This window comes from Aquincola tertiaricarbonis (genome assembly GCF_000969605.1).
In the GTDB taxonomy this organism is placed as follows: domain Bacteria; phylum Pseudomonadota; class Gammaproteobacteria; order Burkholderiales; family Burkholderiaceae_C; genus Aquincola; species Aquincola tertiaricarbonis.
Genome location: NZ_JZUE01000008.1, coordinates 209720 through 222796 on the forward strand (window position 1 = coordinate 209720; position 13077 = coordinate 222796).

Here is a 13077-nt window from a genome sequence, read left to right on the forward strand (position 1 = left end):
GCACAACACATGCAAGCCTTCGAATACTCCAAGCCCGCATCGGTGGCCGATGCGATCCGAGCGGCCGGTGGCGGCGACGCCAAGCTGCTGGCCGGCGGCCAGTCGCTGCTGGCGTCGATGAAGCTGGGCCTGGCCGCACCTTCCGCGCTGGTCGACCTGAGCAGCATCGGCGAGCTGACGGGCATCACCGTGGCCAATGGCCAGGTGACCATCGGCGCGATGACCACCCATGCCGCGGTGGCCGCCTCGGCCGAGGTGCAGCAGGCCATCCCGGCGCTGGCCAAGCTGGCCGGGCTGATCGGCGACCGCCAAGTGCGCAACCGCGGCACCATCGGCGGCAGCCTGGCCAACAACGATCCGGCCGCCTGTTACCCGGCCGCGGTACTGGGCCTGGGCGCCACCATCCACACCAACCAGCGCCAGATCCCGGCCGACAGCTTCTTCAAGGGCCTGTACGAGACCGCGCTGGCCGAAGGCGAGGTCATCACCGCCGTCAGCTTCCCCGTGCCGCAACAAGCCGGCTGGGAAAAGATGCGCAATCCGGCATCGCGCTTTTCGCTGGTGGGCGTGTTCGTCAGCCGCGGTCCGGCCGGCACCCGGGTGGCCGTCACCGGCGCGGGCGCCTGCGTGTTCCGCGTCAAGGCGCTGGAAGACGCGCTGGCCGCCAACTTCACCGCCGCCGCCTGCGAGGGCGTGAAGGTCAGCGCCGATGGCCTGAACACCGACCTGCACGGCTCGGCCGCCTACCGCGCGGCGCTGATTCCGGTGCTGGCCGGCCGCGCCGTCGCAGGGAGTTGAGCGGCGGCCGCCGCAGCACCTCGCCCAACGCCGCACACTGTTGCGGCGTTCCGCATTTTTGAACCAGGCCTTCCGCTTTGACCTCCACCTCCCTGCCCGCCAGCATCGACGACACGCTGACCCAACTGCTGCAGCACGACTACGTGGCCGAGCGCACGCTGGCCACCACGGTGTTCCTGGCGCTCAAGCTGGAGCGGCCCTTGTTCCTGGAGGGCGAGCCCGGCACCGGCAAGACGGAAATCGCCAAGACGCTGGCCCGCATGCTGGGCCGCCCGCTGATCCGCCTGCAGTGCTACGAAGGCCTGGACCTGGCCGGCGCCGCCTACGAGTGGAACTACCCGCGGCAGATGATGGAGATCCGCCTGGCCGAGCAGGCCGCGCCGGGGCAGGCCACCCGCGAGGCGCTGGGCCGCGACCTGTTCAGCGAGCGCTTCCTGATCCGCCGTGCGCTGCTGCAGGCCATCTCACCCGACCAGCCGGTGCCGCCGGTGCTGCTGATCGACGAGCTGGACCGGGCCGACGAGCCGTTCGAGGCCTTCCTGCTGGAGGTGCTGTCCGACTTCCAGATTACGATTCCCGAACTGGGCGTGGTGCAGGCCGCGCATCCGCCGATCGTGGTGCTCACCAGCAACCGGACGCGCGAGATCCACGATGCGGTCAAGCGCCGCTGCCTGTACCACTGGGTCGACTTCCCCGATGCCGCGCGCGAGGCGCAGATCCTGGCCCAGCGCGTGCCGGGCGCGCCGGAGAAGCTGGCCGCCGAGATCGTGGCCTTCGTGCAGCAACTGCGCGCGGTCGAGCTCTACAAGCTGCCCGGCATTGCCGAGACCATCGAGTGGACGCGCGCGCTGATGGCGCTCGACGCGGTGGTGCTGGACCCGCAGACCGTCAACACCACGCTGGGCGTGCTGCTCAAGTACCAGGACGACATCGCCAAGGTGCAGGGCGGCGAGGTGGCGCGCCTGCTGCAGCAGTTGCGCGACAACGCTGCGCACGGCTGACGCCCCGCCTCCCCGATGCACCGCCTGGCCGAGAACGTGATGCACTTCGGGCGCGTGCTGCGCACCGCCGGCGTGCCGGTGGGCACCGACCGCATCCAGCTCGCGCTGCAGGCGCTGCAGGTGGCGGGGCTGCAGTCGCGCGCCGACTTTCGTGCCACGCTGGCTGCCTGCCTGCTCGACCGCCACGAACACCGCGCGATGTTCGACCAGGCTTTCGACCTGTACTGGCGCGACCCCGACCTGGCCGGCCGCATGATGCAGATGCTGCTGCCGCAGGTGCAGGCCAACGACGCCAACGCCCCGCCGCCCCCGCCCGAGAACCGCAGGCTGGGCGAGGCCTTCTCGGTCGGCGCGCCACCGCGGCCGCAAGCCCCGCCGCCGCCGGAGCGCATCGAGATCGAGGCCACGCTCACCTTCAGCGAGCGCGAGCTGCTGCAGCGGGCCGATTTCGACACCATGAGCGCGGACGAATGGCTGCAGGCCAAGCACGCGCTGCGCCGGCTCAAGCCGCTGTTCGAGCCCATCACCACCCGCCGCACCAAGCCCGCCGCGCATCCCGGCCGCGCCGACTGGCGCGCCACCATGCGCGACATGGCGCGCCATGGCGGCGAGCTGCTCAAACCGCAGTGGCGCGCCCCGCGGCAGCGCCCGGCACCGCTGGTGGTGCTGGCCGACATCTCGGGCTCGATGAGCCGCTACTCGCGCATGCTGCTGCACTTCACCCACACGCTGGGCCGGGCCGACGTGCGGGTGGAGAGCTTCGTCTTCGGCACCCGGCTCACGCGCACCACCCACCTGCTGCGCCAGCGCGACCCCGACTTTGCCGTGGCCCAGGTGGTGCGCGCGGTGCAGGACTGGTCGGGCGGCACCCGCATCAGCGCCTGCCTGCACGAGTTCAACCAGCGGTGGGCGCGGCGCACGCTGGGCGGCCGCGCCACCGTGCTGCTGGTCACCGACGGGCTGGAGCACGGCCACACCGAGGCGCTGCGCTTCGAGATGGAACGGCTGCACAAGAGCTGCCGCCGGCTGGTGTGGCTCAATCCGCTGCTGCGCTGGCAGGGCTTCGAGCCGAAGGCGGCGGGCATCCGCACGATGCTTCCGCACGTGGACCGCTTCGTGCCCGCGCACAACCTCGAGAGCCTGGAACAACTCACCCGCCTGCTGGCGAGCGACACGCCGGCACGGCCCCACTGACAACAACGAACGGGAGTACACGAGCATGCAACTCACCAACCAGCAGACGCTGCCCGTCAGCCAGGTGCAGGCCTGGGAGGCGCTGAACGACATCAGCCTGCTGCAGGCCGCGATGCCCGGCTGCGAGAGCATCACGCCCACCGGCGAGAACCAGTACGAGGTGCTGGTCACCGCGGCCATCGGTCCGGTGAAGGCCAAGTTCAAGGGCAAGCTCAAGCTGGCCGACCTGGACCCGCCCAATGCCTACAACATCCAGTTCGAAGGCCAGGGTGGCGCCGCCGGCCACGCCAAGGGCACGGCCGCGGTGCGGCTGGAGCCGGCGGGCCCGCACAGCACGGTGCTGCACTACACCGCCAATGCCACCGTGGGCGGCAAGATCGCGCAGATCGGCTCGCGGCTGGTGGACATGGCCGCGCAGAAGATGGCGACCGAGTTCTTCGAGACCTTCAACGCCAAGCTGGCCGAGCGCTATGCGCCGGCGCCGGAACCCGCGGCGGCCGTGGCCGAGCCGGCCGCCGCCGCCGCGCCGGTGAAGAAGGGCGGATTCTGGGCCTGGCTGAAGCGCCTGTTCGGGGGTTAGCCGCCCTCAGTGCGCGGCTCAGGGCCGCAGCAGGCTGTCCAGCGGCAGCGTGATCGTGGCGCCGATGCGCGCCTGGTGGCGGGTGCCGTCGTCGGCCGCCACGCGCAGCCAGCCCAGCTCGGGCGCGATGGTGGCCGCGCCCCAGCGCCACTGCGCGCTGCCGGTCAGGCCAAACAGATGGCCCGAATGGCGGGGGTCGTCGGTGCGGCCCAGCACGCCGATGCGCGCGCCCACCCGGCCGGCATGCAGCCGCAGCGCGGTGCGGCGCTCGGCGTCCAGCCAGCCCAGCGTGAGCAGGCGGCTGTCGGGGCCCGCGCCGGCACCGATCCAGCGGCCGCCGTGGGTGTAGCCGTCGCCATAGGCGTAGTTGCGGTAGGCGCAGCCCTTGTCGGCGTCCTGGCCCACCGGCATGCGGCAGCCGGTCTCGGCCACCTCCGCAAACCAGCGGTGGCGTCCGTCGGCCGACCAGTGCTCCAGGCCGTACACGCCCAGGAACTTGGAGGGCATGTAGTTGGCCTCGTCCTCGCCGATCAGCTGCACATAGCCGGCGCAGCGCCAGCCGGCCGGGCAGCCGGCGCGCAGGTCGATGCCGGCCATGCCGTTGCCGGGGTCGGCGCCGGTGTAGTCCTCGTCGCCCGCATTGGTGCCGCGGCCGCCCAGCATGCGCAGGAAGCTGCGCAGCGACTGGTCGCGCCCTTCGCCGCCCCACTGCGCGGTGCGGGTGAGCCCGATCTCCAGCGAAGGCAGCGGCCGCAGCGTCAGCCGGTGGCCGATCAGGAACGGGTTCTTCGGCTGGCGCGTGTCGTCCGTCTGCGCGATGAAGAACTCGAAGTTCCACGGCCCGGCCCAGGCGAGCCAGGGCGATTCCGAGCGCGAGGCCGATGCCCGCTGGAAGCCCAGGCCCAGCATCGGCGGCGCGTTGTGGCCCAGCACCAGGCTGTCCTGCCAGCCCGGGCCCCACCAGGCCTGGCGGGACCAGGCCTGCAGCTGCCAGCCCAGCGCCTGGGCCACCACGGCGGTCTCGTCCAGCCGCACGTCGGTGCCGTGGTTCCAGGGCGCGGTGGCGCGGCCCGCACGCACGCCGAACTGCGCCGCGAAGTGCGTGCCTTCGTAGGCAGGCGAGCGCAGCGTGGCCTGGCTGCCGGGCGCGCCGTCGTCGCCGAAGCCGGGCAGGGCTTCATCGTGGCTGCGCACGGTGAGCGAGGCCTGCGCCCGCGTGGCCCGGGACAGCCCGGCCTGCACGCTGGCGCGGGCCTGGTCCAGCGCCGGTGGCAGCGCGGCCGGCAGGGCGGCCAGCGCCTGCTGCACCGCGGCCCGCGGCAGCGGCCAGTGGCTGGTGGTCAGCGACAGGCCGGCTTCGTCGACCAGGCGCTGCAGGGCATGGCGCTCGAAGGGGTCGGGCGTCCAGGGCAGGGAAGCCTGGGCATGGGCGGCGGTGGCCACCAGCAAAGCGGCCAGCGCACTCAGGCGGCGCAGCAAACGGGTAGGCGAAAACGGCAAACGGGCCTCGGGCATGTGAACGAAATCACGCCGAATCTAGCGAGGTTGTTGCTGCGCAGCATCGATACCCTTGGGGAGCCGGCGTCCGGATGGTGCGATTTTGCAACGCTCTGGTGCGCCCGGGCGGTTGCCCCGCGCGTGTGCTCCGGCGCAGGGTGACGCCGGACGCTGTCAAGATTCACCTCATCACCGCATTGCGTGCGGTTTGTGCTGGTGTGCCGCTGCTTCGTGGGATTCCGTTCCAGCGCGATTCGCCCATGGCCCGGGCGTGCGCCGTCATCGTCCTGTCACGACCGACGGGCAGCGTGCCGGGTTCCGCCCGCCAACCCCGCCGCCATGAACGAACGTACTGACGACACCTCGCTGCAGCAGCTGCAGCGCATGCACCTGGACCTGATCGACAGCTACGACGAAGAGCTGGAAATGGCCATCGACGACGGCGACGATGCACCGGACGAGGCGGCCCGCGCCCGCCGCCGGCAGTACTTCCGCGAGCTGTTCCGGCTGCAGGGCGAGCTGGTGAAGCTGCAGGACTGGGTGGTGGGCACCCGCCAGAAGGTGGTGATCCTGTTCGAGGGCCGGGACGCGGCCGGCAAGGGCGGCGTCATCAAGCGCATCACCCAGCGGCTGAACCCGCGGGTGGCCCGCGTGGCCGCGCTGCCGGCGCCCAACGACCGCGAGCGCACGCAGTGGTACTTCCAGCGCTACGTGAGCCACCTGCCGGCGGCCGGCGAGATCGTGCTGTTCGACCGCAGCTGGTACAACCGCGCCGGCGTCGAGCGGGTGATGGGCTTTTGCACCGACGACGAGGTGGAGGAGTTCTTCCGCACCGTGCCCGAGTTCGAGAAGATGCTGGCGCGCTCCGGCATCCGGTTGATCAAGTACTGGTTCTCGATCACCGACGACGAGCAGCACGCCCGCTTCCTCACCCGCATCCATGACCCGCTCAAGCAGTGGAAGCTGAGCCCGATGGACCTGGAATCGCGCCGCCGGTGGGAGGACTACACCCGCGCCAAGGAAGCGATGATCGAGCGCACCCACATCCCCGAGGCGCCTTGGTGGGTGGTGCAGGCGGTGGACAAGAAGCGCGCCCGGCTCAACTGCATCGCGCACCTGCTGTCGCAGTTCGACTACCACGAGGTGCCGCACGAACCGGTGCAGCTGCCCGCCCGGGTGCGCCATGCCGACTACATCCGCCAGCCGGTGCCGGCGGAAATGATCGTGCCCGAGATCTACTGAGCGCGCCCAGGTCGGGCTGCGGCGGCTAGAGTGCCCGCATGAGCAGCCATGAGATCGAACTGAAGTTCGGCTTCGACCCCGAAGCCCTGCCCGCGCTGGCCGCACGCTTCACCGGCGAAGGCAGCCGGCGCGAGCACCTGCAGGCCCACTACTTCGACACGCCTGCGCGCTTGCTGGCGCAGCACCGCATCGCGCTGCGGCTGCGCCGCGAGGGCGACCGCTGGGTGCAGACGCTGAAGGCGCAGGGCCGCATGGTGGCCCACCGGCTGGAGCACAACGCCACCGTGCTGGCGCCCGAGCCGGCCGACGGCGCCGCCGTGCCGCCACTGGACCTGTCGCGCCACGACGGCACGCCCGCCGGCGACGCGCTGCAGGAGGTGCTGCAGGCCGCGGGAGCGCCCGCCGCCAGCCTGCAGCCGGTGTACGGCACCGACCTGTGGCGCCGCAGCCTGCAGCTCAACGTGGCCGGCGGGCGCATCGAGGCCGCGCTGGACGAAGGCCACATCCTGGCCGGCGAGCGGCGCCTGCCGGTGTGCGAGCTGGAGCTGGAACTGCTGGAGGGCGACGCCTCCGCGCTGCGGGTGCTGGCCAGCGAATGGCTGCCGACGCATGGCCTGTGGCTCAGCCATGCCACCAAGGCCGAGCGCGGCGAGCGCCTGGCGCGCGGCGAGCCGCTGTGGCCGGTGGTCAAGGCCGCGGCACACCGCATCGCGGTGCCCGAGCAGGCCACCGACTGGCTGCACGACAGCGTGGTCGGTTGCCTCTCGCAGATCGTCCCGAACGCGGATGCCGTGGCGCAGGGCGAAGGCGCGGCCGAGCATGTGCACCAGCTGCGCGTGGGCCTGCGCCGGCTGCGCACGGTGCTGCGCGAGCTGGCGGGCATGGAGGCGCCGGCGGCGCTGCGGGAGGCATTCTCCGAACTGGGGCGCTGGCGCGACCGCGACACCGTGGTCTCGGCCACCGGCGCCGCGCTGCAGGCGGCCGGCGCGCCCGCCATCCGCATCGACACGCGGCCGCAGGGCGTGCTCACGCCACAGGCCGTGGCGCGCGACAGCGCCTTGCAGCTGGCGCTGCTGGAACTCACGGTGCAGGGCCTGCGTGCCGATGGCCTGCAGGCGGCCGAGGCGGGCAAGGCCCGTGCGCTGGCCCGCCACCGGCTGCAGCGGCTGCACCGCCAGGTGGCGCGTGATGCCGACGGTTTCGAGGCCCTGGCCACCGAGGACCAGCACCGCACCCGCAAGCGGCTGAAGCGGCTGCGCTACCTGGCGGAGTTCGCGGCACCGGCCTTCGACGCCAAGGCCGTCAAGCGCTACCTGCGCCAACTGGAGCCGGCCCAGGACGCGCTGGGCGAGCATAACGACAACGCGGTGGCGCTCGCGCTGTACCGCGAGGCGGCCGAAGCCGGCGAGGCCACCGCGTGGTTCGCGGTGGGCTGGCTGCAGGGCCGCGAGCCGATCACCGCGCGGCGCTGCCGCAAGGCGCTGCAGCAGCTGGCCGCCACGCCCCGCTTCTGGAAGGACTGAGCCGGGCGCTCAGAAGCCTTCCAGCACGCCCTTGCCGATGGCGCGGCCGCTCTCCACCCAGGCGTGGGCGCGGCGCAGGTTGTCCGCGTTCAGCGGGCCGAAGCGTTTGGTCAGGGTGCTGCGCAGCACGCCGGCGTCCACCAGGCGCGCCACCTCGCCCAGCAGCTTGTGCTGCTCGGCCATGTCGGGCGTCTGGAACAGGGAGCGGGTGAACATCAGCTCCCAGTGCAGCGACAGGCTCTTGCGCTTGAGCGCCGTGATGTCCAGCGGCGAGGCCGGGTCGTCGATCAACGCCAGCTTGCCTTGCGGCACCAGCGCTTCCACCAGCGCCGCGTAGTGCTGCTCGGTGGCCGTCAGGCTGGCCACCAGGTCCACCTGCGCGTGGCCGATGCGGCGCAGTTCGTCGGCCAGCGGCTGGCGGTGGTCGATCACATGGTGCGCGCCCATGTCCGCGGCCCAGGCCTGCGTCTCGGGGCGCGAGGCGGTGGCGATCACCGTCAACTTGGTCAGCCGGCGGGCGATCTGCGTCAGCACCGAGCCCACACCGCCCGCGCCGCCGACGATCAGCAGCGACTGGCCCTCGCCGCCCTCGCGCGCAACGCCCAGGCGGTCGAAAAGCAGTTCCCAGGCGGTGATGCTGGTCAGCGGCAGCGCGGCGGCCTCGGCAAAGCCGAGCGTGGCCGGCATCGGCCCGACGATGCGCTCGTCCACCGCCTGCAGCGCGCTGTTGCTGCCGGCACGGTCGATGGCGCCGGCATACCAGACACGGTCGCCCACCCGGAAGCGCGACACCGCGCTGCCCACCGCCTTCACGATGCCGGCGGCGTCCCAGCCCAGCACCTTGGCCTGGCCCTCGGGCGGCGCCACGTTGCGGCGCACCTTGGTGTCCACCGGGTTCACCGACACGGCCTTCACTTCCACCAGCAGGTCGTTGGCACGCAGCTCGGGTTCGGGCAGGTCGATGTCGATCAACGACTGCGCATCGGCGATGGGCAGGCTCTGGCGGTAGGCAACGGCTTTCATGCGGTACTCCTTGGACACGATGGCGTGACTGTGCCGCGCCGGGCGACGGCAAACCAGCCGTGCCACACTGCGGCAGCCACAAACGAGGTTTGTCGATCCAATGGTCACCGTCACTGCGGACAGCCTGGAGCTGCCCGCCCTGCAACTGGCCTTGCGCGCCGCGGAGCTGGGCAGCGTGGCGGCCGCCGCGCGTGAGCGCGACTGGCTGCCGGCCACCGCCACCGCGGCCATCCGCCGGCTGGAGGCGCAGCTGGGCGCCGCCCTGTTCACCCGCAACAGCCGGGCGCTGCGGCCCACGCCCGAAGGCGCCGCCTTCCTGCAGCGTGCGCAGGAGGCGCTGGCCCTGCTGGGCGACGGCGTGGCGCAGCTGCGCGAGCCGCTGGCCCAGGTGCGCGGCCTGCTGCGGCTGGGCATGCCCTCCGACCTGGGCACGCGGGTGCTGCGCCCGCTGCTCGACGATTTCCTGGCGCTGCATCCCGCGCTGCAGCTCGACCTGCAGGTGGGCGACCGGGTGAGCGACCTGTCGCGCGAGCCGGTGGACGCCGCCTTGCGCTACGGCGAGCCGCAGCAGCCCGGCCTGATCGTGCGCCGGCTGGCCGACAACCATCGGGTGCTGGTGGCCTCGCCCGACTACCTGGCGCGCGCCGGCACGCCGCACATGGCCGAGGACATCGCCCAGCACGACGGCATCTCGCTGCGGCTGGCCAACCGGCCGGGGCATGTGTGGGCGATGCTGGACGGCGGCCGGCCGGTGAGCCTGCGGCCGCGGGTGCGGCGCACGGCAGACAGCGGGCTGGTCACCCGGGAATGGGCGCTGGCCGGGCAGGGCATCGCGATGAAGTCGCTGCTGGACGTGGCCGACGACCTGGCCGCCGGCCGGCTGGTGCAGGTGCTGCCGCAGCTGCGGTCGGCGCCGTATCCGCTGGTGCTGGCACTGGCCAGTGGCAGCCACCTCAGCGCCCGGGTGCGCGCGCTGGGCGACTTCCTGCAGCAGCGCCTGGCGGCGCGCTGACCGTCAGGCCGGCGTCTGCGCCGCGTACCAGTGGGCCGCTTCCTGCAGCCCTTCGCCAAAGCGGTGCGTGGGCGCGTAGCCCAGCAGCGTGGCGGCCCTGCCGATGTCGGCGCGCGAGTGGCGCACGTCGCCGGCGCGGAAGTCGCCGTACACCGCCGGCGCCACCTGCAGGCCGGGGCGTTGCGCCGCCAGCGCGGAGGCCAGCTCGGCATACAGCTGGTTGAGCGAGGTCTGGTCGCCCACCGCCACGTTGTAGACCTGGTTCAGCGCCTCGGGCGCCTGCACCGTGGCGGCCAGCAGGTTGGCCTGGACGGTGTTGGCGATGTAGCAGAAGTCGCGGCTGGTCTCGCCGTCGCCGTTGATGCGGATGGCCTCGCCGCGCAGCATCTGCGCCGCCCACTTCGGAATCACCGCGGCATAGGCGCCGTTGGGGTCCTGCCGCGGGCCGAACACGTTGAAGTAGCGCAGCCCGATGGACGCCGTGCCGTAGCAGCGGCCGAACACCTCGGCATACAGCTCGTTCACGTACTTGGTGACGGCATAGGGCGACAGCGGCTTGCCGATGCGGTCCTCCACCTTGGGCAGGCCGGGGTGGTCGCCGTAGGTGGAGCTGCTGGCTGCATAGACGAAGCGCTGCACGCCGGCGTCGCGCGCGGCCACCAGCATGTTCAGGAAGCCGTCGATGTTGGCCGCGTTGGTGGTGATCGGGTCGGCCAGCGATCGCGGCACCGAACCCAGCGCCGCCTGGTGCAGCACATGCTGCACGCCCTCGCAGGCGCTGCGGCAGGTGGCGGCATCGCGGATGTCGCCTTCGATGAAGCGCAAACGCGCCTGGCGCGCGGCCGTCTGGCCTGCGGTGGCGGCCACCAGGTTGTGGCGGTGGCCGGTGGCGAAGTTGTCCAGGCCCACCACCGTCTGGTCCAGCGACAGCAGCGTCTCCACCAGGTGGCTGCCGATGAAGCCCGCCGCGCCGGTCACCAGCCAGGTGCGCGGGGCGGCCTGCAGCTCGGCCTGCAGCGCAAGGTAGGCGCTCACAGGCGCCACACCCGCATGCCTTCGGCGCGCAGGGCCGCTTCGTCGAAGCAGGCCTTGACGTCCACCATCAGGCCGCCCGGATGCAGGCGCTCGCACAGCGCCTTGGCATCCATGTCCAGGTACTGCCGGTGCGCCACCGCCGCCACCACCGCATGCGCCGGCGGCAGCTGGTTCCAGGGCACCGGCGTCACGCCGTATTCGTGCTGCGCCTCCTCCGACGAGGCGATGGGGTCGTGCACATGCACCTTCACGCCGAAGCTCTGCAGCTCGCGGATGACGTCGATCACCTTGCTGTTGCGCAGGTCGGGGCAGTTTTCCTTGAAGGTGAGGCCCAGCACCACGACGTCGGCGCCCTTGACCGGCAGGTCGGCCGCGATCATCTGCTTGACCGTCTGCTCGGCGATGTACTTGCCCATGCTGTCATTGATGCGGCGCCCGGCCAGGATCACCTCCGGCCGGTAGCCCAGCATCTCGGCCTTGTGGGTCAGGTAGTACGGGTCGACGCCGATGCAGTGCCCGCCCACCAGCCCGGGGCGGAAGGGCAGGAAGTTCCACTTGGTGCCGGCGGCCTTGAGCACCTCCAGGGTGTCGATGCCGATCATGTGGAAGATGATCGACAGCTCGTTCATCAGCGCGATGTTCAGGTCGCGCTGGGTGTTCTCGATCACCTTCGCCGCCTCGGCCACCTTGATGCTGCTGGCCTCGTACACGCCGGCGGTGATGATGCTGCCGTACACCTGGCTCACGGTGGCCAGCGTCTCGGGCGTGTCGCCCGACACCACCTTGGTGATCTTGGTGAGCGTGCGCTCCTTGTCGCCGGGGTTGATGCGCTCGGGGCTGTAGCCGACGAAGAAGTCGGTCTTCCACTTCAGGCCCGACAGCCGCTCCAGGATGGGCACGCACACCTCCTCGGTGGCGCCGGGGTAGACGGTCGATTCGTACACCACGATGGCACCGCGCTTCATGTGGCGGCCCACGCTCTCCGAGCTCTTGATCAGCGGCGTGAAGTCGGGCCGGCGGGCCTCGTCCACCGGCGTGGGCACGGCCACGATGATGACGTCGGCCTCGGCGATGGCGGCGGGATCGGTGGTGCAGTGCAGGTGCACCGCGGCGCGCAGGTCGTCGCCCGACACCTCGCCGGTGGGGTCCACGTGCTGGCGGTAGGCCGCCACCTTCTCCTGCGACAGGTCCAGCCCGATCGTGCGTTGCCGCTCGCCGAACTTCACCGCCAGGGGCAGGCCGACGTAGCCAAGGCCGATCACGGCGATGGTGGAGGGAAGAGCGTGCGCCATCTGTTAACTACCGGAGCCGAGCCAAGGGAGCCGCATTATCCGAGGGCGTGCCGCAGGCCAGCGTTGCTTTGCCGTCCCAGCCGGGCCACAAGGCCTGCCGTGATCGGCCGCCGGCGTTAACTTCTGCTCGCTGATGCTGCAATGCAACAGGCGCGCCGGCTTTAGGGTGCCTGCCCGACGGCCTGCGGTGCAATTCACGCAGGGCCCATCTAAGATGGGTGAGCGTGCTCCCTCGAACGGGGGATCTGATCTTCGGGGCGCTTTGGTGACACTCGCCCCAGGTGTGCTATCTGCACGCAAGACCAATTCCTCAAGGGAGTATTCATGAAGCGTTCCGCGATCGTCATCGCCTCCGTCCTTGCGCTGGCGGGTGCCTCGGCTCACGCCGTCGACTACACCTGGAACACCAGCACGCCGCTCAACCTGCCGCAGTACTACGCGCTGCAGGGCATGACCTTCACCGACACCATCTCGTTCTCGCTGACCGGCGTGAGCGACGTGGAAGTGGGCGCCGTGGCCAACATCTTCGGCAGCTTCGGCATCAGTGGCGGCTCGCTGACCTTCTACAAGGGCAACACCGTGCTGGACAGCTTCGCGCTGACCGGCGCCACCGACTTCATCGCCGCCCCGTCGCTGGGCGCAGGTGACTACTCCTTCGTCGTGTCGGGCACCGTCAGCGGCAAGTCGGGTGGCAGCTACCTGCTGAACGCCGCCGTCACCCCCGTGCCGGAACCCGAGACCTACGCGCTGATGCTGGCCGGCCTGGGCGCCGTGGCCTTCATCGCACGCCGTCGCAAGTCGGCCTGAAGCTCGGCCTTCTCGGCCTCAGCCTGAAAAGGGCGGTGCTTGCACCGCCCTTTTTGCATTGGGGCCTGCGGCG

Annotated in this window: 12 protein-coding genes; 8 read left to right on the forward strand and 4 right to left on the reverse strand. The window is 71.4% G+C overall.

The window, feature by feature from the left end; all coding sequences use genetic code 11:
- The first annotated feature begins 9 nt into the window (after positions 1 to 9).
- The 4 genes from VO99_RS12090 to VO99_RS12105 all read left to right on the forward strand — a co-directional run bounded on the left by VO99_RS12090 (position 10) and on the right by VO99_RS12105 (position 3573).
- Positions 10 to 798, forward strand: a complete 789-nt coding sequence (locus tag VO99_RS12090) for an FAD binding domain-containing protein (protein WP_046113100.1) — start codon at positions 10 to 12, stop codon at positions 796 to 798.
- 77 nt (positions 799 to 875) lie between these two features.
- Positions 876 to 1799 (forward strand): AAA family ATPase, encoded by a 924-nt coding sequence (locus tag VO99_RS12095; RefSeq protein WP_046113101.1) that lies wholly within the window; start codon positions 876 to 878, stop codon positions 1797 to 1799.
- 15 nt (positions 1800 to 1814) lie between these two features.
- Positions 1815 to 2993: a vWA domain-containing protein gene (locus tag VO99_RS12100; protein ID WP_046113102.1), complete on the forward strand. Its 1179-nt coding sequence runs from the start codon at positions 1815 to 1817 to the stop codon at positions 2991 to 2993.
- Between the two features lie 25 nt (positions 2994 to 3018).
- A complete protein-coding gene (locus VO99_RS12105) occupies positions 3019 to 3573 on the forward strand; it encodes an SRPBCC family protein (protein WP_046113103.1) in 555 nt (184 codons plus the stop codon).
- 18 nt (positions 3574 to 3591) lie between these two features.
- Here the strand turns inward: VO99_RS12105 and VO99_RS28800 are convergent, their stop codons facing one another.
- On the reverse strand, positions 3592 to 5088 hold the full coding sequence (locus VO99_RS28800) for a capsule assembly Wzi family protein (protein WP_083440538.1): 1497 nt from the start codon (positions 5086 to 5088) through the stop codon (positions 3592 to 3594).
- Positions 5089 to 5409: 321 nt separating this feature from the next.
- Here VO99_RS28800 and ppk2 point away from each other — a divergent pair, with 321 nt between their 5' ends.
- Both ppk2 and VO99_RS12120 read left to right on the forward strand, forming a co-directional pair.
- Positions 5410 to 6312 carry a polyphosphate kinase 2 gene (gene ppk2 / locus VO99_RS12115; protein WP_046113104.1) on the forward strand — a complete coding sequence of 301 codons (903 nt, stop codon included), beginning with the start codon at positions 5410 to 5412 and terminating at the stop codon, positions 6310 to 6312.
- Positions 6313 to 6350: 38 nt separating this feature from the next.
- On the forward strand, positions 6351 to 7835 hold the full coding sequence (locus VO99_RS12120; protein WP_052736290.1) for a CYTH and CHAD domain-containing protein: 1485 nt from the start codon (positions 6351 to 6353) through the stop codon (positions 7833 to 7835).
- A gap of 9 nt (positions 7836 to 7844) precedes the next feature.
- Here VO99_RS12120 and VO99_RS12125 read toward each other — a convergent pair whose 3' ends face one another.
- Positions 7845 to 8858 carry a zinc-binding alcohol dehydrogenase family protein gene (locus tag VO99_RS12125; protein ID WP_046113105.1) on the reverse strand — a complete coding sequence of 338 codons (1014 nt, stop codon included), beginning with the start codon at positions 8856 to 8858 and terminating at the stop codon, positions 7845 to 7847.
- 100 nt (positions 8859 to 8958) lie between these two features.
- On the opposite strand from VO99_RS12125, the gene VO99_RS12130 reads away from it, so the two are divergent.
- A complete protein-coding gene (locus VO99_RS12130; RefSeq protein WP_046113106.1) occupies positions 8959 to 9870 on the forward strand; it encodes a LysR family transcriptional regulator in 912 nt (303 codons plus the stop codon).
- A gap of 3 nt (positions 9871 to 9873) precedes the next feature.
- Here VO99_RS12130 and VO99_RS12135 read toward each other — a convergent pair whose 3' ends face one another.
- Positions 9874 to 10905 (reverse strand): SDR family oxidoreductase, encoded by a 1032-nt coding sequence (locus VO99_RS12135; protein ID WP_046113186.1) that lies wholly within the window; start codon positions 10903 to 10905, stop codon positions 9874 to 9876.
- Positions 10902 to 12197: a nucleotide sugar dehydrogenase gene (locus VO99_RS12140; RefSeq protein WP_046113107.1), complete on the reverse strand. Its 1296-nt coding sequence runs from the start codon at positions 12195 to 12197 to the stop codon at positions 10902 to 10904. Before VO99_RS12140 ends, VO99_RS12135 begins: the two co-directional genes overlap by 4 nt.
- Positions 12198 to 12521: 324 nt before the next feature.
- Between VO99_RS12140 and VO99_RS28805 the strand changes: the two genes are divergently transcribed.
- Positions 12522 to 13004 carry an FxDxF family PEP-CTERM protein gene (locus VO99_RS28805; protein ID WP_052736291.1) on the forward strand — a complete coding sequence of 161 codons (483 nt, stop codon included), beginning with the start codon at positions 12522 to 12524 and terminating at the stop codon, positions 13002 to 13004.
- The last annotated feature ends 73 nt before the right edge of the window (positions 13005 to 13077 follow it).